The organism is Lentilitoribacter sp. EG35, assembly GCF_040784015.1.
Taxonomy (GTDB): domain Bacteria; phylum Pseudomonadota; class Alphaproteobacteria; order Rhizobiales; family Rhizobiaceae; genus Lentilitoribacter.
The window spans coordinates 594,340-619,582 of the sequence record NZ_JBFNGQ010000001.1 but is presented as its reverse complement, the minus strand read 5'-3'; the positions used below and the strand labels follow the sequence as shown (position 1 = coordinate 619,582).

Sequence of the window (25,243 nt, the reverse complement as noted above, 5' to 3'; positions counted from 1 at the left end):
TAAAGCGCTTATATTAAGCAGCATCTTCGATCACATTTGCATAGCCATTTGCTTCAAGCTCCAGAGCAAGTGATTTATCGCCTGACTTGATAACCTGGCCTTTATAAAGAACATGAACACTATCAGGCACAATGTGCTCAAGAAGGCGTTGATAGTGCGTAATGACGACGACAGCTCGCTTAGGATCGCGAAGCGCATTTACACCATCGGAAACAATCTTCAATGCATCGATGTCAAGACCGGAATCAGTTTCATCAAGTACACATAGCTGTGGTCCAAGAAGTTTCATTTGCAAAATTTCTGCACGCTTTTTCTCACCGCCGGAAAATCCAACATTAAGTGGACGCTTAAGCATTGCCATATCGATCTGAAGATCACTTGCAGCAGCTTTCACTTTCTTAATAAAATCAGGAATTGAAAGAGGTTCTTCACCGCGCGCTTTGCGTTGCTCATTCATCGCAACTTTCAAAAATTCCATTGTCGCGACGCCGGGGATTTCGACAGGATATTGAAATGCGAGAAAGATGCCGCTTGCAGCTCGTTCGGAAGGGTCCATTTCAAGCACTGATTCACCGTTATAAAGGATGTCGCCTGATGTGACTTCGTAATCTTCGCGACCCGCCAGAATATATGATAAAGTTGATTTACCAGAACCATTGGGCCCCATAATTGCGGCAACTTCACCAGCTTCAACTTTAAGATTAAGTCCACGAATAATTTCTGTATCTGTGTCAGCGATTTTCGCGTGTAGGTCTCTAATTTCTAACATTCTTACATCCGTTTTTAAGTTCAGGCGCCATATGGCTGCCAATATTCATTTCAATTTTCTAACTTTTAATATCCGATCATGCCGCGCATCAAAGGAAATAAACTGGCAGCTAAAATTCCAACAATTGCACCGACAACAATACGAGAAATGCGCCCACCCAACGATGGAGCAAACGCAGAAAGCGCTCCGCATATGGCCGCATACCAAGCAATTGCGCTGAAATCCATTAGCCCACACTCCCCTCAAGAGAGATGCTAATCAACTTTTGAGCTTCAACCGCAAATTCCATTGGCAATTCTTGGATCACTTCTTTAACGAAGCCATTGACGATTAATGCAATAGCTTCTTCCTCGGGAATACCCCGTGCAAGGCAATAGAAGAGTTGATCATCAGAAATTTTAGATGTTGTGGCTTCATGCTCAAACTGTGCGGACGTATTTTTTGCTTCAATATAAGGCACGGTATGTGCACCACATTGATCGCCGATCAACAGCGAGTCACATTGCGTGAAGTTCCGCGCATTTGTTGCTTTTCTATGGGCTGAAACCTGACCACGATAGGTATTTTGCGAGTTGCCGGCAGAAATACCCTTCGAGATAATACGGCTCGAAGTATTTTTACCCAAATGGATCATTTTTGTACCCGAATCCACTTGCTGATAACCGTTGGAAACGGCAATCGAATAAAATTCGCCTCGAGATCCATCCCCACGTAAAATACAGGACGGATATTTCCATGTGATTGCAGAGCCGGTTTCAACTTGCGTCCAAGAAATTTTCGAATTTACACCGCGACAATCTCCGCGCTTGGTCACAAAATTATAGATGCCGCCCTTGCCGTCTTTATCACCAGGATACCAATTCTGAACTGTTGAATATTTAATCTCCGCATTATCCATCGCTACCAACTCAACCACAGCTGCGTGAAGCTGATTCTCATCTCGCTGCGGTGCTGTACAGCCCTCAAGATAAGAAACATAGGCATCATCTTCGGCGATAATCAATGTTCGCTCAAACTGGCCTGTATTTTCTTCATTAATGCGAAAATAAGTTGATAGCTCCATTGGGCAGCGAACACCTTTTGGAACGAAGACAAATGAACCATCGGTGAAAACAGCTGCATTGAGCGTCGCATAGTAATTGTCCGTTGTTGGAACAACTGAGCCTAGATACTTTTTGATAAGTTCCGGATGCTCTCGGATAGCTTCTGAAATTGACATGAAAATGACGCCAGCCTCGGAAAGCTCCTTCTTAAAGGTTGTGACAACAGATACTGAATCAAATACAGCATCAACTGCAATTTTGCGATTTTGAACACCAGCAAGAACTTCCTGCTCGTGAAGAGGAATTCCAAGCTTCTCATATGTACGCAGTAATTCCGGATCAACGTCATCAATTGTCATAGGTCCTGTTTGACCCTTTGGTGCGGCATAATAATAGATATCATTAAAATCAATCTTCGGGTAATTCACCCGTGCCCAATCCGGCTCTTCCATTGTCAACCAGCGCGCGTAGGCATCCAAACGCCATTCAAGCATCCATTCCGGCTCTTCTTTCTTTGCAGAAATAAAGCGAATGATATCCTCATTCAGACCTTTTGGCGCTTTATCGACTTCGATATCGGTATTAAAGCCATATTTATACTGATCAACATCAATTAATTTAACCTGATCAATCGTTTCCTGCACAGCTGGCATGAAATGCTCCTTAATGCGAATTCATTATTCTTACTTCAGCCTATAACTTTAGGCCGCAGCTACTTTTCGTCGATCCAATCGACGTTTATTAATTCTTTCAAATGCGCTCATAAACGCTTTAACTTCTTCATCACTTGTGCCATGCCCGGTACTAATCCGCAGGGCACCTGCTTTTGTATCAGCACCCATCGCCGCCAATACATGGCTCTCGCCAACTTTTCCCGATGAGCAAGCAGACCCAGATGATGCAGCAATCCCATCAATATCAAACGCAATTTGCAACGTTTCTGACTTTGTATCCGGTAGTGAAAAACAGATCGTATTGCTTATACGTTCAACCTCTCTGCCGTAGATCACAATATCCGGTGCTATTTTCGATATATTTCCCTCAATTTGATCACGCAATTTTGAAAACTTATAAAAATTATATATGTTTTCTTTTGCATACAAACAAGATGCGCCAAACCCTGCAATCCCAATTAAATTCTCAGTACCACCACGATGACCTTTTTCATGGCCTCCGCCAGAAATAAGCGGTTTCGGCATCAATACCTCACCTTGAGAGATAATCGCACCGACACCTTTCGGGCCACCAAGTTTATGTGCAGAGATAAATACAAAATCCGCACCTATATTTCCCATCGAGAATTCAATCTTCCCAACAGCTTGCACAGCATCCAGAACTGTGATTGCTTTATGTGCTTTCGCAAGTTCTAACGCTTTCTCAACAGGTTGCAAAACACCAGTTTCATTATTGGCAACCTGCAGCGCTAGCAAGGGCAAGCCTTGCTCATGGTCATGATTTGAAAGCGCTTGTTGCAGGGCATCTAAATTAATACGCCCCTGACTATCGACGGCAATAATTTCAACATCACCGGATTCAAATCGGCCACCGGATAGCACACACGGATGTTCAACCGCTGAAATATAAAGTTTTGCGACCTTTATTGGAGAGCGGCCCATTTTGTAATCAGGTGTTAGTAAATGATACGCAGCTTCAGTCGCGCCCGAAACAAACGTTACATGGGCCGGATCAGCATCACAAAGATGTGCGACTTGAGCGCGGGCTTGATTAATCATCCGCCGCGCCATTTGCCCCTCACGGTGCACCGAAGACGGATTTCCCAGTTCATCCATGGCCAGAATCATTGCGTCCTTAGCACACGACAAAAGCGGCGCAGTCGCATTATAATCCATATAGACCCGTGAAACCATTAACCAAACACCATCAATCTTGCCACAAAACCTGACTTTGTACGTTTATGCTTGAATTTTTAACCCCGCTTGTCCTATGAAGCGGCGTCTGACAAAAAAACTATAATGTGAATTATAGCTACTTTCGAATAATTCTAAACTAGGTTTTATGAAGACTGGTAGCCATCGTCAAGGCTCGTTGCATAAAATCGCCAGATTATTTCAATGATTTATGAAATATATTCTGGAAACCACGAATGGAGAAAAAATGCCTGAGGTAATTTTTAACGGACCACAAGGTCGTCTTGAAGGACGTTATCAACCCGGTACAGATAAAAATGCTCCAATTGCAATTATCTTACACCCCCATCCACAATTCGGCGGCACGATGGATAACCGCATTGTATATGAACTTTTCTACATGTTCAAAGCACGTGGCTTTACAACGCTTCGCTTTAATTTTCGCGGTATTGGCCGTAGCCAGGGTAATTTTGATCATGGTGCAGGTGAATTATCTGATGCAGCAGCAGCTCTTGATTGGATACAAACACTCCACCCAGATTCAAAAAACTGCTGGGTTGCGGGTTACTCATTTGGATCATGGATTGGTATGCAATTATTGATGCGTCGTCCTGAGATCGAAGGTTTCATGTCCATTGCTCCGCAGCCAAATACCTATGACTTTTCATTTTTGGCACCCTGTCCGTCTTCCGGTCTCATCATTCATGGTGATGAAGACCAAGTAGCGCCCGAAAAAGATGTTCAGGTTTTAGTTGATAAACTACGCACCCAAAAAGGTATCTTGATCACACATCAAACGATGCTCGGTGCAAACCACTTCTTTACAGATAAAACAGATTTGCTTATCGCTGAGTGTGCTGATTATCTCGATCGCCGCCTGAATGGAGAGCTTGTTCCCGAACCCCGCCCATCAAAGCGTCTTCGCTAGTCGGATGAGCTAAACTAAAAGTTCCAGTCCAAACCCTCTAATCAACTGCGCTTTTGAGAAGCTGACCGTGGACGATGTAAACAGGGCTACATCCTTATCAGGTTGCCCTGATACTTGAGCGCGGTCAATCAAACTTATTGCATGCCGTGCAATTGCCTCAGCCGGATCTAACCAATCAACTGGCCAGGGCGAGATTTGACGAAAACGATTTGCCAAAAATGGGTAATGCGTACAAGCCAGCACAACAATATCAGTATGGTTTCCATCAAGCTCAATAAGACATTGCTCGATAATTGGGCGCAATGCATCATCACTTACCTTTCCCCCGCTCATATAAGCCTCCGCCAGTCCGGCAAGGTCTTCTGAACCAACAAGTCGCACATGACATTGACTGGCAAATGACTGTATCAAATCGCGTGTATAAGCTCGTTTGACAGTGCCCGGGGTTGCCAATACAGAAATCACGCCAGATTTTGTGCGTTCAGCGGCAGGTTTAATTGCAGGTACTGTGCCAACAAATTTGACTTCAGGAAACCTCGATCGCAAAGCCGTCATAACAAGAGTAGAAGCAGTATTACAGGCGATGATTATAAGTTCAGGTCGATAGGTTTCTATCAACTTACCCATAAGCTCTACAATATGGGATTCTAGATTAGTCTCATCCCATGAACCATAAGGAAAAGCAGCATCATCGGCGACATAGATAAACTGCCTCTCCGGCACTAAAATTCGTGCCTCACGCAACACGGTTAAGCCACCTATACCACTGTCAAAAAGCAGAATTGGTGCCTGCTTATTCATCATTCAAACCATCATCAGCACTACGACCACCTAAGCCAGGGCCTGATTTCCCTTTAGGGGCTGATCGGCTATACTGGTCTAACGACGAGAAAACGCCTCTCAAAAAGAAGATTTCGTTTTCTGAAAAAGCTGGCCTCGAAAAAACCGCACGAAGATTATCAATCAAAGCAGGCCGTTTTTTCTTTGATCTAAAATATCCACGAGAATCCAAAGCTTCTTCAACTTGATCAATTAAACCACGTAGATGGTGTTTCTCCGCAGGCGCAAAATCTGGTGACTGGTGAGGAATATCAGTTTCACTATCAAGCCCACTTTTTAGCCATTCATACGACATTAAAAGCACTGCTTGTGATATATTTAATGATGCAAATGCAGGATTTACTGGAAATGTAACAAGTTCATCAGCCAGACTTACTTCATCGTTGCGTAAACCAATTCGTTCTCTGCCGAAAAGTATCCCAATCTTCTCCCCACGCTTAAACCGAACACGGAGCTCTTTTGCCGCCGAGACAGGGCCTTGTACCGGCTTATGCCCATCACGTTCCCTTGCCGTTGTGGCGAGGACGAAATTTAAATCCGCGATTGCTGATGAAAGATCATCAAAAATCTGCGCTCCATCTAAAACATGATCTGCTTTACTCGCTGCGGATATAGCTTTCTCATTTGGCCAGCCATCGCGCGGCGCCACAATTCTGAGGTCATCCAAGCCGAAATTGGCCATGGCGCGTGCCACCATGCCGATATTTTCGCCCAGTTGTGGTTCAACCAATATAATAATTGGTCCCTCAGAGATCATCTGTTTTTTACTATTCGTACCAGACATAAATATTCCATCTTAATCACTACGCTCGTGTTGCACATTTGTACCTAATTTAAAAGCACTTCAATAATCTCCAAACAGAGCAAATGTGTGTTCAGAGCTTTTTTCCCATAAATATTGCACTGCGAGCTGTGCTTTGCTATGAGGGCGCATCAGTTCAATCCTGCACTTCAAGCAGGTTACGCACTTCCAATATAAAGGTCCCAAATATGGCGAAAATTAAAGTCGAAAATCCTGTTGTGGAACTCGATGGTGATGAGATGACACGTATCATCTGGCAATTCATCAAAGATAAATTGATTCACCCCTATCTAGATATTGACCTAAAATATTACGATTTAGGTATGGAAGCACGTGATGAGACTGACGATCAGATCACTGTAGATGCTGCAAATGCAATCCAAAAATATGGCGTGGGTGTCAAATGCGCGACCATTACGCCAGATGAAGCCCGCGTTGAAGAGTTCGACCTCAAAAAAATGTATCGTTCACCAAACGGCACAATCAGAAACATTCTCGGTGGTGTAATCTTCCGCGAACCAATCATTTGTAAAAACGTCCCACGTTTGGTTCCGGGCTGGACAAAACCGGTTATCGTTGGTCGTCACGCATTTGGTGACCAATATCGCGCGACAGACTTTAAATTCCCTGGCAAGGGTAAAGTTACTATGAAATTTGTTGGCGAAGACGGCACCGAGCAAGAGTATGATATCTTCGAAGCACCATCTGCTGGTATCGCAATGGGCATGTACAACCTTGATAAATCCATTGAAGACTTCGCTCGCGCATCCATGAATTACGGCTTGCAACGCAAAGTTCCAGTTTATCTGTCTACTAAAAACACTATCATGAAAGTGTATGATGGTCGCTTTAAGGATATCTTCGAAGAAGTTTATCAAAACGAATTCAAAGAAAAATTCGAAGAAGCAAATATCACTTATGAACACCGCTTGATTGACGACATGGTCGCATCAAACCTTAAATGGTCTGGTGGTTACGTTTGGGCTTGTAAAAACTATGATGGCGATGTTCAGTCGGACACCGTTGCTCAAGGGTTTGGTTCACTTGGCTTAATGACGTCGGTTCTTATGTCTCCCGATGGCCGCACTGTCGAAGCAGAAGCCGCTCACGGAACAGTCACACGTCACTATCGCCAGCATCAAAAAGGTGAAGAGACTTCTACCAACTCAATTGCCTCTATCTTTGCATGGACACGTGGCCTGGCTCACCGCGCAAAGCTTGATGATAATGCCGAGCTTGCAAAATTTGCGCTAACACTTGAAAAAGTATGCGTGGACACAGTGGAATCTGGCTTTATGACAAAAGACTTGGCATTATTGATTGGTCCTGATCAGCCTTGGCTGTCAACAACAGGCTTCCTAGATAAGATCGATGAAAATCTACAAAAAGCAATGGCTTAAGTTCATAACTTGATTCAAAAAGCCCGCTGCATTATTTGCAGCGGGCTTTTTATTTTTGATATCAGTATAACTGGTTTAGAGTAACGCCTTAATAGCATCTATAGCGTCAGGGCTTTTTGATGTATCAGGACCACCAGCTTGCGCCATATCAGGACGACCGCCGCCACCCTTCCCACCGAGAACTTCCGATGCAGCACGAACCAAGTCGACTGCACTGTATTTTCCAACAAGATCATCCGTCACACCCACAACAGCACCAGCTTTACCACCGTCAATACCAATGAAGGCCACAATTCCAGAACCAATTGAATTCTTGCCGTCATCTGCCAGAGCCTTTAACTCACGGCCGCCAATACCCTCGACGACCTTACCTATAAAGCTGATGTCATTGATCATTTCAGCACCGTCAGATTTAGCGCCCCCGCCCATAGCAAGTTGGCGTTTTGTATCTGACAATTCTTTTTCCAACTGCTTTCTCTCTTCAAGCAACTGCGCAACTCGATTGGGAACTTCTGATGGCGAGGTTTTAAGGGCAGCAGCGGCAGATTTTAACGTGGCCTCTTGCGTTCTGAAGTAATCCCGCGCCGCATCACCACTTAGTGCCTCAATACGCCTAACACCAGCAGATACCGCACTTTCACCCACGACAGCTACAAGGCCAATTTCACCTGTGTTCGAGACGTGTGTCCCACCACAAAGCTCCACAGAGAATTGACCATCTTCACCTGAACTATCGGGTTGTGATCCCATCGCTACGACACGAACTTCCTCACCGTACTTTTCGCCAAACAAGGCACGAGCTCCTGCTTCAACAGCATCGTCTACACCCATTACACGCGTCGTCACAGGTTCGCTTTGCAAGACAACTTCATTAGTAATAGTTTCAATTTTTGAAAGCTCATCAGCTTCAAGTGGCTTCTGGTGAGAGAAATCAAATCGAAGCCTATCTGCCGAAACAAGAGACCCTTTTTGTGCGACATGGTCACCCAGCACTTGACGAAGGCTCTCGTGCAGTAAATGAGTGGCAGAGTGATTTCGACAAATATTAGCCCTGCGGTCGGGATCAACCTCTAAACGACCGGCTTCACCTACAGAAACCTCTCCCTCCTTTAGAACCGCATGGTGAACAAATAGACCATCAGCCTTCTTTGAAACATTTTTTACATCTGCAATGGCGCCATTTTCAAAAAATATCTGCCCAGTGTCACCCATCTGACCACCCATTTCTGCATAGAAGGGTGATTGATTAAAAACCAAACTTACCTCATCGCCATTACCGGCTTTTTTGACCTCTTCGCCATCCTTAACTATTGATTCTATAACGCCTTCTGCGAGTAACTTTTCATAACCCAAAAACTCGGTGGACCCAACACGATCAAATACGCTGAACCATATAGCTTCTGATGCAACATCCCCAGAACCGGACCAATTTGCCCGAGCTTCTGCTTTTTGCTTCTCCATGGACGTATTAAAACCATCTACATCAACGTCAATCGAACGCGAGCGAAGCGCGTCTTGCGTCAAATCAAGCGGAAATCCATAAGTATCATAAAGTTTAAATGCCACATCGCCTTTGAGCTCATCACCCTCATGCATATCAGCTGTAGCTTCATTTAGAAGCTGTAGACCCCGACCAAGCGTTCTCTGAAAGCGCACTTCTTCAATCTCAAATGTTTCTCTTATGAGACTTTCGGTCTGACGCAACTCTGGAAAAGCATCCCCCATTTCCGAAACGAGGCTTGGAACCAATTTGTGCATCAACGGTTCTTTCGCACCAAGAAGATTAGCGTGTCGCATTGCACGACGCATGATACGTCTAAGCACATAACCACGCCCCTCATTTGAAGGAAGAACACCATCGGCAACGAGAAAACTGCAAGCTCGCAAGTGATCAGCTATCACACGATGACTAGGCAGTTGATCGCCATCAGCCATCACGCCCGTTGCTTCAACCGACGCATTAATGAGCTTCTCAAATAAATCGATCTCATAGTTGTTATGCTTGCCTTGCAGAACAGCAGCGATACGTTCTAGCCCCATGCCTGTGTCAATAGATGGTTTAGGTAAGTTTTCGCGTTGATCTTTGGAAATCTGCTCATATTGCATGAACACAAGGTTCCAAATTTCGATAAAGCGATCACCATCTTCTTCCGGTGAGCCGGGAGGGCCACCCCATATATCTTCACCATGATCAAAGAAAATTTCAGAACATGGGCCACAAGGTCCAGTATCACCCATAGACCAAAAATTATCACTGGTTGGAATCCGAATGATACGATCATCTTTCAAACCAGCGATTTTTTTCCAAAGATCCGCAGCCTCGTCATCCTCTGAATAGACGGTCACCAATAACTTCTCTTCCGGTAGAGCATATTCTTTAGTTATCAAATTCCACGCATGGAGAATGGCTTGCTCTTTAAAATAGTCACCAAATGAGAAATTACCTAACATCTCAAAAAATGTATGATGGCGTGCTGTATACCCAACATTATCCAGATCATTGTGCTTACCACCAGCACGTACGCATTTTTGCGATGTTGCAGCTGTCGAATATGGTCTCTGCTCAAGCCCCGTAAAAACATTCTTGAACTGAACCATTCCGGCATTTGTGAACATCAATGTTGGATCATTTTGCGGAACCAGCGAACTAGAAGATACAACTTCATGTCCGTGGGATTTAAAATAATCCAAAAATACAGATCTAATATCGTTTACGCCGCTCATACCTAATCAAACCTCAAATGGCCAAAAGTAGTTTTTTCTTAAGGCTGAAAGAAGGCTTAATCAACCAAATAATCTTCCGAATCCCGCCAAGCGCCTAAGAATATGACAAAGCAAAGATAAATAAGCCGCCCCCATCAAATGATGGAGACGACAAATAAATTTCAAATACTTAAAGCAGATTAAGCTTTTGCAGCATCATCCTTATCATCGGATGCACCACCAGAAGGGTCATCAAGCAATTGCTCTGCAATCAGACCAGCGTTCTGACGCAATGATAATTCAATCTCATCCGCAGTTTCTGGGTGATCAGCAAGGAATTGCTTTGCGTTTTCACGTCCCTGTCCCAAGCGTTGACTATTATATGAGAACCAGGAGCCAGATTTCTCGACTATTCCAGCTTTGACTCCTAAATCAACCAATTCGCCCGTTTTGGAAGAACCTGCACCATACATAATATCAAATTCAACCTGCTTAAATGGAGGTGCCATCTTATTCTTTACAACTTTAACACGTGTCTGGTTACCTACAATTTCATCGCGGTCCTTTACAGCACCAATACGGCGAATATCCAAACGGACTGATGCATAAAATTTAAGCGCATTGCCGCCTGTTGTTGTTTCCGGTGAACCAAACATCACACCAATTTTCATACGGATTTGGTTGATAAAAATAACCATGGTATTTGATTTTGAAATCGAACCTGTCAACTTGCGTAAGGCTTGGCTCATCAAACGAGCTTGCAAGCCCGGGAGACTATCGCCCATTTCACCTTCAATCTCTGCTCGGGGAGTAAGAGCTGCCACAGAATCAACAACAAGAACATCAAGCGCACCAGAACGAACCAGTGTATCCGTAATTTCTAATGCCTGCTCACCAGTATCTGGCTGTGATATCAAAAGGTCTTCAAGATCAACACCAAGCTTACGCGCATAAACCGGATCAAGAGCATGCTCTGCATCAATGAAACCACAGATACCGCCATCTTTTTGAGCTTGAGCAATCGTCTGTAATGCCATGGTCGTTTTACCTGAACTCTCAGGACCATAAATCTCAATAACACGGCCTTTAGGCAGACCACCAATACCAAGGGCAATATCAAGGCCGAGAGAACCTGTTGAAACCTTTTCAATCTCGACAACACTCTCATTTGAGCCGAGTTTCATGATTGAGCCTTTTCCGTATGATCGCTCAATCTGAGAAAGTGCTGCATCCAGCGCCTTACTTTTATCCACTGATTTTTCCTCTACAAGTCGCAAAGAGTTTTGTCCCATGATTACATACCTTCAAATTATTTAGCCGCCGCAAGTAATCAGCGCTTCCATAACCTAAACGTACTCTATTTGTTCTCATTTGGCAATACCAACTTAACTATATGAAAATATTTAATAAATACGAATATGTTCTATTTTTGTCCAACAACTTCAACAATCTATTTCAAGTCAAATAGATTTAAACTAAAATCGCTTTCAGCATGATAGACGATTCGCCGAAAGGAATAACCCATTGAAACCTATTCTTATTATGGGTGGTGCTCATATCGACCGAAATGGAACCATGAACAAACCCTATATAACAGGTTCGAGCATCCCGGGAACCATGAGGGAAGACATAGGCGGCGGCGCGTTTAATGTAGCAAGTAACTTAGCACAATTAGATATTCCCGTGATATTTTCCTCACCGCGTGCGGATGGCAACCTAACATTTGCGATTAAAAACAAGTTGCGAAATTTATCAAATTTTATTGACTTTCCAATTCAGCTTGAAGGCAATTCACCAAGCTACACAGCTCTTAAAGATAAAAATGGTGAACTTATTGCAGCTTTAGCGGATATGCAGCTTTATGATGAACTTACTACGGAAAGTTTTCTCACAGAGAAGCTACGAACGAAAATCACACAAGCTGATATAATCATAACAGACGCGAATTTTCCGGCACATATATCAAGCGCCATCGGTAAATTAAAAACTGAGCAATGCAGCTGGTATGCAGTGGCAACTTCACCTGCCAAAGTCAAAAGACTTCAACCCTCGCTACCAAGCCTTAATTTATTATCGATGAATATGAACGAAGCAATAGAATTGACGGGGCTTACAAAGCATTCCATACCGGAATTGATTGAGCAACTTCATAATATGGGACTGAAGTCTGGAATTATTACAGATGGGTCAAATGGCCTGCACTATTTTTCCAACCATACCCAAACAATCAGCCTACCGCCCTACCCTTCGGATAAAATACAGGATGTGACCGGCGCAGGCGACGCCATACTTTCCGGTTTCATTGCATCAACACTAAAAAACGCCAACGCAGAAGAAGCGTTAAGCACTGGTCTGGCTGCCGCCAAAATAACAATAGAAGTAAACGGTGCATGTAGTGAGCAATTATCAACAAAAACTATTGAAGCAATAATGCAGCCAGATTAAAGATCGGCAAACAATAATCAAAGCAGGATATCTAATGCAATTGCATTTTAGTAATGAAGTAAAACAGGCCATCGACAACAAGGCGCCAATTGTTGCTCTTGAATCAACTATTATAACACATGGCATGCCTTGGCCGGGCAATTTTGAAATGGCGACAGGCGTCGAGCAGCTCATTCGCGATGGTGGCGCAACGCCAGCTACAATTGCTGTCATACAAGGTAACTTACATATCGGATTAGAGCAAAAGACACTAGAAGAACTTGCTCAAACCAAAGATGCAATGAAAGTGTCTAGAGCCGACATGGCCTTTGCTATTTCTCAAAAGAAAACAGGAGCTACGACGGTTGCTGCAACGATGATGGCGGCGCACGAAGCTGGAATACAAGTTTTTGCGACTGGCGGGATTGGTGGCGTACATCGCGGAGCATCGGATAGTTTTGATATCTCTGCAGATTTACAAGAACTTGGCAGAACGCCTGTTGTTGTGGTCGCGGCCGGAGCAAAAGCCATTCTGGATATAGCCAAAACACTTGAGGTACTGGAAACATTGGGGGTGCCTATAGTGACGATTGGCCAAGATAGCTTTCCCGCTTTTTGGTCACAAAAGTCAGAATATAAATCTCCGCTACGTGTCGAAAACGCGTTGGACGTTGCTTCATTTGAGAAGACACGGCAAAAGTTTGGTAATCATGGTGGAATGCTTGTAGGAAACCCCGTCCCTACGGCAAATGAAATTTCGGCTAGTGAGATGAATACCTATATTGAACAAGCACTTACCGAGGCTAGTAAGCAGAACATATCCGGTAAGGATGTAACGCCATTTTTGCTTGGAAAAATATTTGAATTAACTAACGGCAAAAGCCTAGAAACAAATATTGCGCTTGTGCGCAATAACGCAAAAATCGCGACAGAAATCGCGATTGAGTTAGCGTCATAAGTCTTGAAATTGTCTGGCGTTCAAAACGCCAGACAATTTATTAGATTAACTAAGTGGTGAAAGTTGAATTTCGACCCGTCTATTAGCCGCACGACCAAATTCCGTACTATTATCTGCAATTGGACGCGTTTCGCCAAAGCCAAGAGTTCTAAAGCGGCGTGGGTCTACACCAGTTTGCGATAGATAATTAGCAACAGATTGCGCACGCTGATTAGACAAAATCTGATTTGACTGATCACTACCGGTTGAATCCGTGTGACCGTAAACATCTACCAATGTTTTGTTAAACTTACTTACAACGATAGAAACGCCATTAAGCGTATTAACAAATGTAGGTTTGATTACCGATTGCCCCACATCAAATGTAATATTGGACGGCATGTTCAAAATAATTTGGTTACCATTTCGTGTAACCGTTACGCCCGTACCCTGCAATTGTGCACGAAGTTCAGCTTCTTGTTGGTCCATATAGTTGCCAATTGCACCACCGGCTAAAAGGCCGATACCAGCACCGACAAGCGCATTTCGGCGATCATCGCCACCAGCTAGGAGACCAAGACCAGCACCTGCAGCAGCGCCCAGTGCGGCACCTTTACCTGTGTTACTAATCTTTTGCTGACCAGTATAAGGATCAGTTGTGGTACAAGACGCTAAGAAAACTCCCGCAAGAAGAGTGGCGATAATTTGGGTTTTCATGGGATTCCCCCTGTTAAAATTTCCGTAATTCAGTTGTCACCATGAAATATGGCATTAAGATGAATTAATCGTTTCAAACTAAGTGAAGCAAATAAATTACTATTTATCAAGCATATCACGAACAGCAGTTGCTAATTGCTTTAATGAGAACGGTTTTGCCAAGAAGCCAAATTGAGCGCCTTCTGGCAGATTTTTTGCAAATGCATCTTCTGCATAGCCCGATACAAAAATAAATTTTATATCCGGATAATCCTTACGAAGTTCACGTAGCAACGTTGGGCCATCCATTTCTGGCATAACTACATCAGATACAACAATGTCCACTTTGCCTTTAAGTTCATGAAGAATTTCAAGTGCTTCCGCACCATCTCCTGCTTCGTGCACATCATAACCACGCGTTTCGAGCATTCGCTTTCCACCGCGACGCACAGCTTCTTCATCCTCAACCAATAGGACTGTTGTCGAATCACCAGTTAGGTCAGAACTTTCGTCACCAAGTTTAGCGTCCGCAGGCTTCTTTGCGATAGAAACATCATCGCCTTTATCTTTTCCTGATTTCTGCTCATCATCATTGGCAGCTGCAATTTCTTCGAAGCGGGGTAGGAATATATTGAACGTTGTACCTTTACCAACTTCAGATTCAGGATAGATAAAACCACCGGATTGCTTAATAATGCCGTAAACCATAGACAGCCCAAGACCCGTTCCCTTACCAACGTCTTTGGTTGTGAAAAATGGTTCAAAAATCTGTTCCAATACTTCAGGTTCTATACCTGTTCCCTGATCTTCAACCTCAACCAGAACATACTCACCAGATGACATTCCGCGATAATTCAGAGCTGCAATCTCATCCTCTTCCACATTCCGTGTCCGAATTGTAACCTCTCCGCCTTCGGGCATCGCATCCCGTGCATTGACAGCCAAATTAACAAGCACTTGCTCAAATTGACCGAGATCTGTTTTAACAGGCCATACATCTTTGCCAAACTCCACCTTTAGCTTAACGTTTGTTCCCGTCAAACGGTCGACCAACATGCGTAAATCACCAAGAACATCCACCATGGACAACACTGACGGGCGCATTGTTTGTTTCCGTGAAAATGCCAACAATTGCCGCACAAGTACGGCAGCCCGGTTGGCATTACGTTTAATCTCCATCAAGTCAGCAAAATCACTGCTGGCGGGACCAGAATTTAGAAGCAAGTGATCCGATGAAAGAAGAATTGCCGTTAAAACATTGTTGAAATCATGAGCAATACCTCCTGCCAACGTGCCAACCGCATTCATTTTCTGAGTTTGCGCCATTTGAGATTCAAAAGCTTTTTGTTCAGTTGTTTCAACAACATATATGATTGCTAGCTCACGAGATACCTCATCCGGTTGCTCAATAACCGAGTTAACATAAAAACGAAAATAGCGCTCATCGTCCTTTGGATGTCTTGCATCTACGGGTGCGATATTGCCTTGCTTATCTGCTGCCTGAACAAGGCTTTCACGGTAACCGTCAATATCCTCATCACGGAATAAACTTTCAAGTAAAACTCCATTTTCAATATGCTGCCGACCAATAATTCCATCAAACATTTTGAAAAATGGTGCATTAGTTCGGAGTATTTTTCCAGATGCATCAACGGAAGCAATCGCCATCGGCGTATTGTTGAAAAACCGCGTAAATCGCATCTCTGCGGTCGCAGATGGAACTTGCGCACCATCATTATCTTTTCGGCCAACGACAATAGTTCTGCTTTCACCTGGAGCCCCATCATGAGTGGCCGAAACTTTATGAACAAGTTGAACAGGCAGGCTTTGACCATTCGTTTTCAATAGATCAAGGTCAATGAAAGCTGTCTTATTTAGCCCAGGCTCTGCTTGGACTGAATTAATTAACGCAAGCCCTTCTCCAGCAACAATATTAGAAATCGGAACATTTTCTGTTTTGAAGCTCGTTAGATCAATTGAAAGCCAGTCCGCCAAGGTCGCATTTAGATAAACAATCTCACCCTTATTGTTGGCGGAAAAGAACCCAACTGGCGCATGATCAAGATAATCAATAGCGTATTGTAACTCCTTGAACACACGCTCTTGGTCGGCTCTCTCCTCAGTTATATCAATGAGTTCCCATGCGATCATTTGGTCTCGGGTCTCATCACTATAGGGTTTTGCAGAAAGTCTGTACCAACGTGGACCCTTATCATCTGTCTGACTACCAATTGGCGCATCAAGGCGAAATTCTTCATAGGACGATTTTTGATCTCGTACAGCTCTTATCAATCTATATGCAGCTTCTGTAGCCCCAGGATCTTGATTAAGTAGCGCGCCAATAGACTTTAATGCTTCCCCGCCCGTCGAACCGACAAGCATTCGATATGCGTCATTACCAAAAATAACCCGATCTTTCTGATCAGAAATCACGATACCTTGTGTCTGATTATTCAAAATACTTAATGCAAAGGGGTCAATTTGTGGCTTGGGCATAAACCCGATAAGGCCTGTCACCAATCCGATAATCAGAAAAATGCCTAGAAAACTCAAAATTCCAAAACAAACGAGTAACACCTGCGTTGTGATAATATCTTTTAGAAAAAAGAAAGCTATGGAAACAACTATCATAGCAGTTGAAACAACTATAAGACGTATAGCTGGTCTCGATTTAGGCCCCTGATTCATATATCAACCCAACATAAGCGGTTATGATCTTACTTGCACCAAAATGGTCTTGCGACTCGAATTCAAGGAAAATTTCCCAGATTCCATTAAGTTTAATATTTAATGCAATTTATGTCGACTGAAAGCGTAATAAAAAGATATCCCCACGCCATTCGCAAATGAGTTGTTTAAATACAAAAATTGAGAGTTGTTTTTTATTCAAGAGTCAGAAAAAGCTTTTATGGGTAATTCTTGGGGTCATTAATGCTCGAATCGACGACATCTGGTAATATGGGGAACTTGCTTTTTGCTGCCATTCTCGTAATGGTTGCTATTGCTGCTTGCGCAGGTTTGGCATTCTTCCTCAAAACAAAATTTAATTTTGCTACACTCTCGAGACACATGAACCCGCATGCTCGTTTAAGCATAGTGGAGAGCCTAGATGTCGACCAAAAACGTAAACTTATTCTCATACGAAAAGATGAAATTGAACACCTGGTTCTAATTGGTGGACAGGAAGATTTGGTCATTGAATCATCCGGACTTCTAAATTCATCAAAAAATACCACCGTTAGCTCTCCTGAGTCTGAGCAAAAAGCCCAGGCAGTTCTGAGTGACAACAAAGTCGTGAAGGCATCAAATGATGAAAATCTTCATCAAAATGGCGCAACTGAACCACTACAACCTAATACTGTTTCTGCCCCTTCAACTAGCATAGCACAGGCATCTGATCCGGTAGAATACCAGAAATCCTCACGGTCAGTGCCGTCTGAAATAAACGAAGCCGAATTGACAAGGCTGATTAGCGATGCATTAGAAGCCTCTAAATCCAATCAGGTAAACGAAAAGACCGTTGCCAAAGCTGTGAGCATGTTAAGCTCTGAGGAAGAAGTCTCAGATTTTTTTGATCAGGCACGTAGCAGAATATTTGCAAAGCCGACTACGACTGAACGGCCGCGTGAAGACACTGATGATTTTCAGGCTGTATTGAGAAATCAGAAAGAGGCCGCCGCGCGCGCGCAATACCGCGCTAGACTACAAGAAAGCAAAGCAGCTGCACCGGCCCCAAGAAAGTTTGATCCCATCCCGGAGACGGCGGAAGAAAGAATTAAAAAGCTGAAAGCACTTTTAGGCGACAGCAATAGGCGCCTAAAATAATTATTCGTCTTTATATACTTTTTCGCGACGCTCATGACGCTCTTGAGCTTCAATGCTCAAAGTAGCAACTGGCCGCGCATCCAAGCGCTTTAAATTAATCGGCTCGCCACTATCTTCACAATAACCATATGTACCGTCTTCAATTCGATGTAGAGCTGCGTCAATTTTAGAAATTAGTTTTCTCTGACGATCTCTTGCGCGAAGTTCAATCGCACGATCCGACTCAGACGATGCTCGATCAGCAACATCAGGATGATTGGAACTTTCCTCTGCAAGATTACCCATTGTCTCACGGGCACCGGCAAGAATTTCTTCTTTCGAAGCTAAGAGCTTAGCCTTGAAATATGCCAGTTGCCGAGGGTTCATGAACTCCTCGTCTTCAGAAGGTACGTATGAATCCATATGTGAGGTATCACTCATTTTAAGCCTCCCAACAATTTTAACTGACGCGGTGTATACCGAGTGTCTAGATCGCTTTCAAGACGTAAAAATCACATTCAGCGCATAATTCAATTTTTATCGAATTTGGTGTTCATAAACCTGTTAATTTGAAAAATTCTGGCACATCTACAAATCAACAATGCATACGCCTATATCTATTCTAATCCCCGTTCGGACAAGGAAACTATCAATTGCGAGATTTTTCACTGTTAAATTTAAAAAATGAAGCATTTGGTGTTTATGACAATTTGGCGTCAGTAACCACAGGTGTGTTTGATCCTACAATAAGGCTCGGAGTAACTGGCCTTGCCAGATCTGGAAAAACGGTCTTCATCACATCTCTCATCCAAAATCTACTCACCGCATCTCGTATGCCAGTTCTTAAAGCGCAAAACGAGGGGCGTATCTCGCGGGTAAATCTTCAACCGCAACCAGATGATGATGTTCCCCGGTTTTCTTATGAGGAGCATGTTGAGAGCTTAATGAAGGACCGAAGATGGCCTCAGTCCACAACATCCATCTCACAACTACGCTTGAAAATTGAATATGAAACGGCTGAAGGTTGGGGCAAGTATTTTTCTCCCGGACATCTCAATGTCGATATTGTTGACTATCCTGGTGAGTGGCTGCTCGACCTTCCACTTCTTTCGCAGAGTTTTGAAACATTCAGCCAAAACGCATTGGATCTTGCCACGAAAGGCGCACGTCGCCAGCTAAGTGCCACGTGGCTAAATAGTTTAATGCAGATAGATTCAACCTCTCCTATGTCGGAGCCAGAGATTAAGCGAATTGCAACCGAATTCTCTGACTACCTTAAAGCTTGCAAGGATGAGAAGTGGGCATTTTCCACACTGCCTCCAGGGCGCTTTCTATTGCCGGGTGACCTTGAAGGATCACCAGCCGTAACGTTTTTTCCGCTGGCAAAAACAGCTGAGGGTAAATCCGACCCAAACTCCCTTTATTCGACAATGGAACGACGATATGAAAGTTATAAATCCAAAGTCATAAAACCATTTTATCAAAACCACTTTGCGCGCCTTGACCGACAAATCATTCTTATCGATGCTCTGCAAGCACTAAATGCGGGCAGCGATGCTGTGGTGGATCTGGAACGCGGGATCGCCGATATACTTATGAGTTTTAACATCGGCAAAAATAACTTCTTTGAAAATCTTTTCACGCGGCGCATCGACAAAATTATGATAGCTGCAACCAAGGCGGATCATTTGCACCACCAGAGTCATGGCAAACTTCAGAAGCTAATCAATCGCCTTGTTGAACGGGCAATGACAAAGGTCGGCGCAAGCGGTGCGGAGATTGATGTCATTGCAATGGCAGCTGTTCGGGCAACAAAAGAAGCCAGCTACAAAGATGGTACAGACGAACTTCCGGTAATCATCGGGACGCCTGATGTCGGACAGCAAATAAATGGTCTTTCTTTCGATGGAAAATCGGAAAAAGCAATATTTCCCGGGGACTTACCAGAAGATCCGGATTCAATTTTCAAAGCACTTGAATCAAAGTCTGACAAAGACCTTCGTCAAACCCACGATCTGAACTTTGTTAAATTCAGACCGCCAGAACTTACTTCTGAGAAGAACACGATCAACGTCTCACTGCCCCATATTCGATTGGATAAAGCAATTGAGTTTCTTATCGGAGATAGATTGCAATGACTAACAACCGAAGACCTGCAGCATTTGACATCAAAACTAACGGCAAGAAGCCGTCTGATAAACCGTCCAAACGTAAAATAAACTCAGGACCAAGACCTGCAAAATCAATTGATATTGAAAACAAAAACCTACAAATTGCGTCCGAAGAAGATGACATATTTGCCGCTCAATTGAATACACTTGACGAAATGTCAGAGCATGAACCTCCAGTCAAATTGAAAAAATCCAAATTTTCAATTCTACGGTTGGCCGCCGCTGCTATCGTAATGCTTTTGAGCCTTTCATTTGGTTTATGGGCAGAAACTCTCATTACTGATCTTTTTGAACGCTCCCCACTCACGGGTTGGTTGGGAGCATCAGCACTGCTAGTGTTGCTGGTATCGTTCTTGTTTCTGATTGTCCGCGAAATCATTGGAATTGCAAAGTTACGCTCTGTCGAAAAATTACGTAAAGATATTGAGAAAGCACTCCCCACCCCCAATATTCCACAAGCAAGGGACTTGGTTTCACGTATAACTAAAATTGTGATCGAACGGCCTGAGACAGCGCGCGGACGCCAAATCTTATTGGAAGCCGAAGACGATATCATCGATGGCAATAATCTTTTGGCCCTTGCTGAAACTCAGCTTCTCGGAAACCTTGATAAAGAAGCTCGTAAATTGATCTTGTCCTCCGCCAAACGCGTTTCCGTTGTAACGGCAATTAGTCCGAAAGCTTTGATTGATACAGGCTACGCCCTATATGAAATGGTGCGTCTCACGCGCAAGTTAGCAAACCTATACGGCTCTCATCCGGGATTTTTTGGCATACTAAAACTACTTAGGTCCGTTATATCGCATCTAGCAGTTACCGGAACCGTTGCAATTGGTGAAAGCCTTATCCATCAATTTGTCAGCCATGGAATAGCTGGCAAGATATCTGCCCGTTTTGGTGAAGGTGTTATTAATGGCATTATGACAACCAGATTTGGCATTGTGGCGATGGAACTTTCACGACCAATGCCGTTCAAAGAGCTGAAAAGGCCGCAAATCAAGAGTTTCCTCTCTGAATTAACGACGACCAGTCCCCCAAAAGATGTTGAAAAATGACTTCATGCTTAATAAAATGATGACAAATCTTCAAAAATTAGGTGCATAATTACCAAGCATTAACCATTACAGGGCAATTTAGGTAAAGTTCCTAATAAACAATTGGTAGTCACATGTCGATTTTCAAAGCATCTAAGCTTTTCTTTATTGGTCTCGTTCTTTCAGCAGCAACTGCCGTCAATGTTGCAAATGCGAGTAATGACCGTGCCTTTTTCAATTCAGTTGAAGGAAACTGGAAAGGCCCGGGGAAAATCGTTGCTGGAAAATACAAAGGTACAAAATTTAATTGTAACTTTGCAGGTATCCCTTCGGCTGGAAAAAAGCTGGGCATAACCATGGATGGAACATGCCGTGTTGGTGTTTTTAATCAGAAAATGAATGCAACGATTCAAAAATCCGGTAATCGTTATAAGGGCAAATTTCTGGATGGTGCCGCTGGACAAGGCCTTGATATCGTTTCTGGAAAATTCAAGAAATCAAAAGCTGTCGTTGGCATTAATAGAAACAAGTTAGACGGTGCCATGGTCGCTGATTTTATTAATCCTGATACAATGAATGTTACAATTTCTGTAAAAGTAGGATCCAGCATGGTTCCCGTTATCGGAATGACTTTGTCACGAAAACTAGTTCGCAAGACGTCTCTTTCAGATTAAGAAGTCAGGCTTTGCCTTTTTGCCACCACAAGGGAGTATCATCAGCGACTTCGATATCATCTTTACTAAGCCTATCAGCCCAAAACTGAACAATATTTTCTTCAATTATTTTATCTGGCACCACATCAGACAACGGCACCATCACAAAAGCTCGTTCAGTCATTCGTGGATGTGGTAACTCTAGTCCAGGTTCGTCGACCTGCACATCTGCGTAGAATAAAACATCAAGATCAATGGCTCTAGGGCCCCATCGCTCCAAGCGAACGCGCCCCAACTCTCCCTCAATAGCCAAACATACTTCAAGAAGCCGTCTTGCGGAAAGGTTTGTACTAATCAAAACACATGCATTTAAGAACGACGGTTGATCCGTATTTCCCCAAGGTGCAGTCTTATAAAGATGAGATACGGCTTCAATATCTATATTCTCATTAGCACTTAATAGTAACAAAGCCTCCTGTATTTGCGCCTTGGGATCTCCTAAATTTCCACCCAGACCAAGTGCAGCTTGAATTGTCTTAGTCATCATTTCGCGCTTCTACATTAACTTCAACATAATCAAATTCACCATCTATCGGCGCATCAGGTTTACGCACAGTAATGGAAGCAGAAATGACTTTTGAAAATTTTTGACAAATTCTCCGACTGATCTCATGAGCAAGTGTTTCAATCAAGTCATAGCGTTCCTTGGTCGTAATCTGTTCTATTAATTCGAAAACTAGAGCGTAATTTACAGTATCATTCAGATCATCATTACCAAACTCCGGTGGTCGCTCGATAGTCAAAACGGCATCAACAAAAAAGTTCTGCCCCTTCTCTTTTTCAAAATCTAGTACGCCATGATACGCGTAGAATGCGCAATTTTTAATATGGATTGTGAAAATTGACTTCATTCAACTCGACCTTTTATCAGCAGAACGTTTAATAAGCCCATCTGCAATAGCTAATGCATCGCGATTTAAACCGACATCATGAACACGAAAAATCGAAGCGCCTTGCATTCTTAGTAATACAGATGTCGCTGACGTTCCAATATCACGGCTGCGTATATCAATATTTTCTGGATCACGGTCAACCAGCGCTCCAATAAACCTTTTACGGGATGCACCTGCTAAAATAGGATACTCGAACTGATTGAGTTCAGAAAACCTCAACATCAGTTCCAGATTTTCATCAACATTTTTGGCAAACCCAAATCCCGGATCAAGGATAATGGCATTATCGGCAATAGAAGCGCGAGTTGCAATTTCTAATGACTTACGAAACCAGAGTTTCTGATCATTGATTACATCATCGTCTTTATCTCTGTCTCGACCGGTATGCATAATACAGACACCTGCATTGTGACGAGCGACAACATCAGCGATATCTTCTTCCCGCCGAAGTCCCCATACATCATTTACGATGTGCGCGCCTGCTTTAACACCAAGCTCTGCTGTTTCTGCCCTATATGTATCTATTGAGATTAAAGTGTCGAAATTCTTGGCTAAAGCCTCAATCACCGGAATTACCCGTTGTTGTTCAATATCAGCAGTTACAGCTGTTCCATTTGGCTTAGTTGATTCACCGCCCACATCAATTATATGAGCCCCCTCGCCGATCATTTTCTCAGCTTGGCTTAATGCTGCATCGATATTTGAAAAATGACCACCATCCGAAAATGAATCGGGCGTAACGTTTAATATCCCCATCAGAATCGCTTTTGGACCGAGCTCCAGTTGGCGACCATGTCCTACTTTCCATGTTCTGGAACGAAAAAGGTCCGATTCTAAACGATTAAAGCTCAATTTCATCCTGACTTTCCACAGATACCTTCAAATACCTAAATACTCAAACTAGCCCATAGAGCCGTAAAACCGACACAATATGCTATTATTTCGTGTTTTAACTAAAATATACCATTTCCAACCCATTAAAATTGATAATGGCGCAACCTATCAGTGTCAGCTACGACTAACATTAAGTTAAGCAATTGATTCGAAAGGTACTCCCGGCGCACGAATGCGTATTGCGCGTTCCTCCCACGCTTCCTACGCGGCGCCCAATTCACCTCACCACATAGTGGTGAGGTTTTTTTTGAGAGATTTATGCTTGTTTTTCTGGAATACGAACAACCAACCCATCAAGTTTATCGCTAACCGTGACTTGGCATGACAATCGTGATTCAGGCTTCATCTCGTACGCAAAATCAAGCATATCTTCTTCAATCGCCTCGGGTTTTCCAACAACCTCTGCCCAATCCTTATCAATGTAGATATGGCAGGTGGCGCATGCACAAGCGCCTCCACATTCTGCCTCAATACCAGGAATAGAATTGCGAACAGCATTTTCCATCACTGTAGTGCCGTTGTCAGCATCTACACTGTGTTCATTACCATCGTGAGTTATATAAGTGATTTTAGCCATGAAGTTCCAAACATCTATCTAATTGCTCGGAAACAACAATCATAATCAAATTGAGAGTGCAAGCAGAAATAACCGCGCACCCAGTTCTAGGCTAGTAAAAACGACTATACTCGACGAATGGAAGCCAGAAATATCGATGTAGAGACCATAGATTGCGTCAGTTTAGCAAGTTTTCCTGCATCTTTTGGATTGGAAAGAAATGCCGATGCTTTTACAACAAGATCCGAGGCGCAGACATCTTCTGCAGCGAGTTTTAGCTCTTCAACAAACCGTGCACGTCTCTTCCCTGTATTCATAGCGATTTCCAGCATATCTTTACGCAACCGTACCGAAAAATTCTTCAAAATTTCATCTAGCACAATTACATCACTAGAGGTTTTATCTGATAATTCAGCCATATTTATTGGTCTATCCTCAGCTACGCGACCACCACCAAAGTCAGGCGCCTCTAAAACTATTTCATTCAATTTCATCTTCATCACCGCAATCCCATTGTCCGTAATAAAATTGGAACATAAGAATGGGGCAATTTCGTTAAATACGACAATTTACCATTTACATTTTTGGCATTATGGTTAACAGGCAATTAACGCTTGTTTTGCAGGGACTTAAGCCTCCACCTTTCCACAGGTTGCCATACGGAGTGCTTTTTGCCTGTTAACCTTTCGCCCAGTCCAATTGTTAATTGGCTGTAAATATGGCAAAACGTTTTATAAATTAGTATTTTGTTAAGATATCGGGACGGTA

Annotated in this window: 24 protein-coding genes; 8 read left to right on the top strand and 16 right to left on the bottom strand. The window is 43.3% G+C overall.

The window, feature by feature from the left end; genetic code table 11:
* Positions 1–13 precede the first annotated feature (13 nt).
* The 4 genes from sufC to AB2J24_RS02815 form a co-directional block, all read right to left on the bottom strand.
* On the bottom strand, positions 14–769 hold the full coding sequence (gene sufC / locus AB2J24_RS02830; protein ID WP_162652399.1) for a Fe-S cluster assembly ATPase SufC: 756 nt from the start codon (positions 767–769) through the stop codon (positions 14–16).
* Between the two features lie 65 nt (positions 770–834).
* Complete coding sequence (locus tag AB2J24_RS02825; RefSeq protein ID WP_174244216.1) at positions 835–996, bottom strand: hypothetical protein; 162 nt, start codon at positions 994–996, stop codon at positions 835–837.
* Positions 996–2,465: a Fe-S cluster assembly protein SufB gene (sufB, locus tag AB2J24_RS02820; protein WP_162652400.1), complete on the bottom strand. Its 1,470-nt coding sequence runs from the start codon at positions 2,463–2,465 to the stop codon at positions 996–998. Before sufB ends, AB2J24_RS02825 begins: the two co-directional genes overlap by 1 nt.
* A gap of 48 nt (positions 2,466–2,513) precedes the next feature.
* Entirely contained in the window at positions 2,514–3,680 is a 1,167-nt protein-coding gene (locus tag AB2J24_RS02815; protein ID WP_367384346.1) for a cysteine desulfurase family protein, read from the bottom strand.
* A 247-nt stretch (positions 3,681–3,927) separates the two neighbouring features.
* Here AB2J24_RS02815 and AB2J24_RS02810 point away from each other — a divergent pair, with 247 nt between their 5' ends.
* Entirely contained in the window at positions 3,928–4,608 is a 681-nt protein-coding gene (locus AB2J24_RS02810) for an alpha/beta hydrolase (protein WP_162652402.1), read from the top strand.
* A gap of 9 nt (positions 4,609–4,617) precedes the next feature.
* Here AB2J24_RS02810 and murI read toward each other — a convergent pair whose 3' ends face one another.
* Together murI and AB2J24_RS02800 are read right to left on the bottom strand one after the other, a co-directional pair.
* Positions 4,618–5,412: a glutamate racemase gene (gene murI / locus AB2J24_RS02805; RefSeq protein ID WP_367384345.1), complete on the bottom strand. Its 795-nt coding sequence runs from the start codon at positions 5,410–5,412 to the stop codon at positions 4,618–4,620.
* A complete protein-coding gene (locus AB2J24_RS02800; protein ID WP_367384344.1) occupies positions 5,402–6,232 on the bottom strand; it encodes an RNA methyltransferase in 831 nt (276 codons plus the stop codon). Before AB2J24_RS02800 ends, murI begins: the two co-directional genes overlap by 11 nt.
* Before the next feature lie 206 nt (positions 6,233–6,438).
* Between AB2J24_RS02800 and AB2J24_RS02795 the strand changes: the two genes are divergently transcribed.
* Positions 6,439–7,650 (top strand): NADP-dependent isocitrate dehydrogenase, encoded by a 1,212-nt coding sequence (locus tag AB2J24_RS02795; protein WP_367384343.1) that lies wholly within the window; start codon positions 6,439–6,441, stop codon positions 7,648–7,650.
* A gap of 75 nt (positions 7,651–7,725) precedes the next feature.
* Here AB2J24_RS02795 and alaS read toward each other — a convergent pair whose 3' ends face one another.
* Both alaS and recA read right to left on the bottom strand, forming a co-directional pair.
* Positions 7,726–10,374, bottom strand: a complete 2,649-nt coding sequence (gene alaS / locus AB2J24_RS02790; protein WP_367384342.1) for an alanine--tRNA ligase — start codon at positions 10,372–10,374, stop codon at positions 7,726–7,728.
* A gap of 179 nt (positions 10,375–10,553) precedes the next feature.
* A complete protein-coding gene (gene recA, locus AB2J24_RS02785) occupies positions 10,554–11,645 on the bottom strand; it encodes a recombinase RecA (protein ID WP_162652407.1) in 1,092 nt (363 codons plus the stop codon).
* A 232-nt stretch (positions 11,646–11,877) separates the two neighbouring features.
* Between recA and AB2J24_RS02780 the strand changes: the two genes are divergently transcribed.
* On the top strand, positions 11,878–12,798 hold the full coding sequence (locus AB2J24_RS02780; RefSeq protein WP_367384341.1) for a carbohydrate kinase family protein: 921 nt from the start codon (positions 11,878–11,880) through the stop codon (positions 12,796–12,798).
* Between the two features lie 34 nt (positions 12,799–12,832).
* Positions 12,833–13,735, top strand: a complete 903-nt coding sequence (locus AB2J24_RS02775; protein WP_367384340.1) for a pseudouridine-5'-phosphate glycosidase — start codon at positions 12,833–12,835, stop codon at positions 13,733–13,735.
* Positions 13,736–13,780: 45 nt separating this feature from the next.
* Here the strand turns inward: AB2J24_RS02775 and AB2J24_RS02770 are convergent, their stop codons facing one another.
* Complete coding sequence (locus AB2J24_RS02770; RefSeq protein ID WP_162652410.1) at positions 13,781–14,431, bottom strand: OmpA family protein; 651 nt, start codon at positions 14,429–14,431, stop codon at positions 13,781–13,783.
* A gap of 99 nt (positions 14,432–14,530) precedes the next feature.
* Positions 14,531–17,098, bottom strand: coding sequence for a cell cycle histidine kinase CckA (gene cckA / locus AB2J24_RS02765; protein ID WP_367384339.1), 2,568 nt, complete (start codon positions 17,096–17,098; stop codon positions 14,531–14,533).
* A gap of 243 nt (positions 17,099–17,341) precedes the next feature.
* On the opposite strand from cckA, the gene AB2J24_RS02760 reads away from it, so the two are divergent.
* A complete protein-coding gene (locus AB2J24_RS02760; RefSeq protein WP_367384338.1) occupies positions 17,342–18,235 on the top strand; it encodes a hypothetical protein in 894 nt (297 codons plus the stop codon).
* Here AB2J24_RS02760 and dksA read toward each other — a convergent pair whose 3' ends face one another.
* Entirely contained in the window at positions 18,236–18,655 is a 420-nt protein-coding gene (gene dksA / locus AB2J24_RS02755; RefSeq protein WP_162652413.1) for an RNA polymerase-binding protein DksA, read from the bottom strand.
* A gap of 212 nt (positions 18,656–18,867) precedes the next feature.
* Between dksA and AB2J24_RS02750 the strand changes: the two genes are divergently transcribed.
* From AB2J24_RS02750 to AB2J24_RS02740, 3 genes are all read left to right on the top strand, one after another.
* Positions 18,868–20,352, top strand: coding sequence for a YcjX family protein (locus tag AB2J24_RS02750; protein WP_367384337.1), 1,485 nt, complete (start codon positions 18,868–18,870; stop codon positions 20,350–20,352).
* Positions 20,349–21,440 carry a YcjF family protein gene (locus AB2J24_RS02745; protein ID WP_367384336.1) on the top strand — a complete coding sequence of 364 codons (1,092 nt, stop codon included), beginning with the start codon at positions 20,349–20,351 and terminating at the stop codon, positions 21,438–21,440. The genes AB2J24_RS02750 and AB2J24_RS02745 overlap by 4 nt, the downstream gene beginning before the upstream one ends.
* 113 nt (positions 21,441–21,553) lie before the next feature.
* Positions 21,554–22,093, top strand: a complete 540-nt coding sequence (locus tag AB2J24_RS02740) for a hypothetical protein (protein ID WP_162652415.1) — start codon at positions 21,554–21,556, stop codon at positions 22,091–22,093.
* Between the two features lie 4 nt (positions 22,094–22,097).
* Here AB2J24_RS02740 and folK read toward each other — a convergent pair whose 3' ends face one another.
* From folK to AB2J24_RS02715, 5 genes are all read right to left on the bottom strand, one after another.
* On the bottom strand, positions 22,098–22,619 hold the full coding sequence (folK, locus tag AB2J24_RS02735) for a 2-amino-4-hydroxy-6-hydroxymethyldihydropteridine diphosphokinase (RefSeq protein WP_367384335.1): 522 nt from the start codon (positions 22,617–22,619) through the stop codon (positions 22,098–22,100).
* Positions 22,609–22,983, bottom strand: coding sequence for a dihydroneopterin aldolase (gene folB, locus AB2J24_RS02730; protein ID WP_367384334.1), 375 nt, complete (start codon positions 22,981–22,983; stop codon positions 22,609–22,611). The genes folK and folB overlap by 11 nt, the downstream gene beginning before the upstream one ends.
* Positions 22,984–23,883 (bottom strand): dihydropteroate synthase, encoded by a 900-nt coding sequence (gene folP, locus AB2J24_RS02725; protein WP_367384333.1) that lies wholly within the window; start codon positions 23,881–23,883, stop codon positions 22,984–22,986.
* A 292-nt stretch (positions 23,884–24,175) separates the two neighbouring features.
* The gene (locus AB2J24_RS02720; protein WP_162652419.1) at positions 24,176–24,496 is read right to left on the bottom strand and encodes a 2Fe-2S iron-sulfur cluster-binding protein; all 321 of its coding nucleotides are present in this window, start codon (positions 24,494–24,496) and stop codon (positions 24,176–24,178) included.
* A gap of 104 nt (positions 24,497–24,600) precedes the next feature.
* Positions 24,601–24,975: a hypothetical protein gene (locus tag AB2J24_RS02715; protein WP_367384332.1), complete on the bottom strand. Its 375-nt coding sequence runs from the start codon at positions 24,973–24,975 to the stop codon at positions 24,601–24,603.
* Between the last annotated feature and the right edge of the window lie 268 nt (positions 24,976–25,243).

Excerpts from the sequence above, each read along its gene's own strand:
- sufC (WP_162652399.1), bottom strand. The coding sequence starts at position 769 with ATGTTAGAAATTAGAGACCTACACGCGAAAATCGCTGACACAGATACA.
- AB2J24_RS02825 (WP_174244216.1), bottom strand. The coding sequence starts at position 996 with ATGGATTTCAGCGCAATTGCTTGGTATGCGGCCATATGCGGAGCGCTT.
- sufB (WP_162652400.1), bottom strand. The coding sequence starts at position 2,465 with ATGCCAGCTGTGCAGGAAACGATTGATCAGGTTAAATTAATTGATGTT.
- AB2J24_RS02815 (WP_367384346.1), bottom strand. The coding sequence starts at position 3,680 with ATGGTTTCACGGGTCTATATGGATTATAATGCGACTGCGCCGCTTTTG.
- AB2J24_RS02810 (WP_162652402.1), top strand. The coding sequence starts at position 3,928 with ATGCCTGAGGTAATTTTTAACGGACCACAAGGTCGTCTTGAAGGACGT.
- murI (WP_367384345.1), bottom strand. The coding sequence starts at position 5,412 with ATGATGAATAAGCAGGCACCAATTCTGCTTTTTGACAGTGGTATAGGT.
- AB2J24_RS02800 (WP_367384344.1), bottom strand. The coding sequence starts at position 6,232 with ATGTCTGGTACGAATAGTAAAAAACAGATGATCTCTGAGGGACCAATT.
- AB2J24_RS02795 (WP_367384343.1), top strand. The coding sequence starts at position 6,439 with ATGGCGAAAATTAAAGTCGAAAATCCTGTTGTGGAACTCGATGGTGAT.
- alaS (WP_367384342.1), bottom strand. The coding sequence starts at position 10,374 with ATGAGCGGCGTAAACGATATTAGATCTGTATTTTTGGATTATTTTAAA.
- recA (WP_162652407.1), bottom strand. The coding sequence starts at position 11,645 with ATGGGACAAAACTCTTTGCGACTTGTAGAGGAAAAATCAGTGGATAAA.
- AB2J24_RS02775 (WP_367384340.1), top strand. The coding sequence starts at position 12,833 with ATGCAATTGCATTTTAGTAATGAAGTAAAACAGGCCATCGACAACAAG.
- AB2J24_RS02770 (WP_162652410.1), bottom strand. The coding sequence starts at position 14,431 with ATGAAAACCCAAATTATCGCCACTCTTCTTGCGGGAGTTTTCTTAGCG.
- cckA (WP_367384339.1), bottom strand. The coding sequence starts at position 17,098 with ATGAATCAGGGGCCTAAATCGAGACCAGCTATACGTCTTATAGTTGTT.
- AB2J24_RS02760 (WP_367384338.1), top strand. The coding sequence starts at position 17,342 with ATGCTCGAATCGACGACATCTGGTAATATGGGGAACTTGCTTTTTGCT.
- dksA (WP_162652413.1), bottom strand. The coding sequence starts at position 18,655 with ATGAGTGATACCTCACATATGGATTCATACGTACCTTCTGAAGACGAG.
- AB2J24_RS02745 (WP_367384336.1), top strand. The coding sequence starts at position 20,349 with ATGACTAACAACCGAAGACCTGCAGCATTTGACATCAAAACTAACGGC.
- AB2J24_RS02740 (WP_162652415.1), top strand. The coding sequence starts at position 21,554 with ATGTCGATTTTCAAAGCATCTAAGCTTTTCTTTATTGGTCTCGTTCTT.
- folK (WP_367384335.1), bottom strand. The coding sequence starts at position 22,619 with ATGATGACTAAGACAATTCAAGCTGCACTTGGTCTGGGTGGAAATTTA.
- folB (WP_367384334.1), bottom strand. The coding sequence starts at position 22,983 with ATGAAGTCAATTTTCACAATCCATATTAAAAATTGCGCATTCTACGCG.
- folP (WP_367384333.1), bottom strand. The coding sequence starts at position 23,883 with ATGAAATTGAGCTTTAATCGTTTAGAATCGGACCTTTTTCGTTCCAGA.
- AB2J24_RS02720 (WP_162652419.1), bottom strand. The coding sequence starts at position 24,496 with ATGGCTAAAATCACTTATATAACTCACGATGGTAATGAACACAGTGTA.
- AB2J24_RS02715 (WP_367384332.1), bottom strand. The coding sequence starts at position 24,975 with ATGAAGATGAAATTGAATGAAATAGTTTTAGAGGCGCCTGACTTTGGT.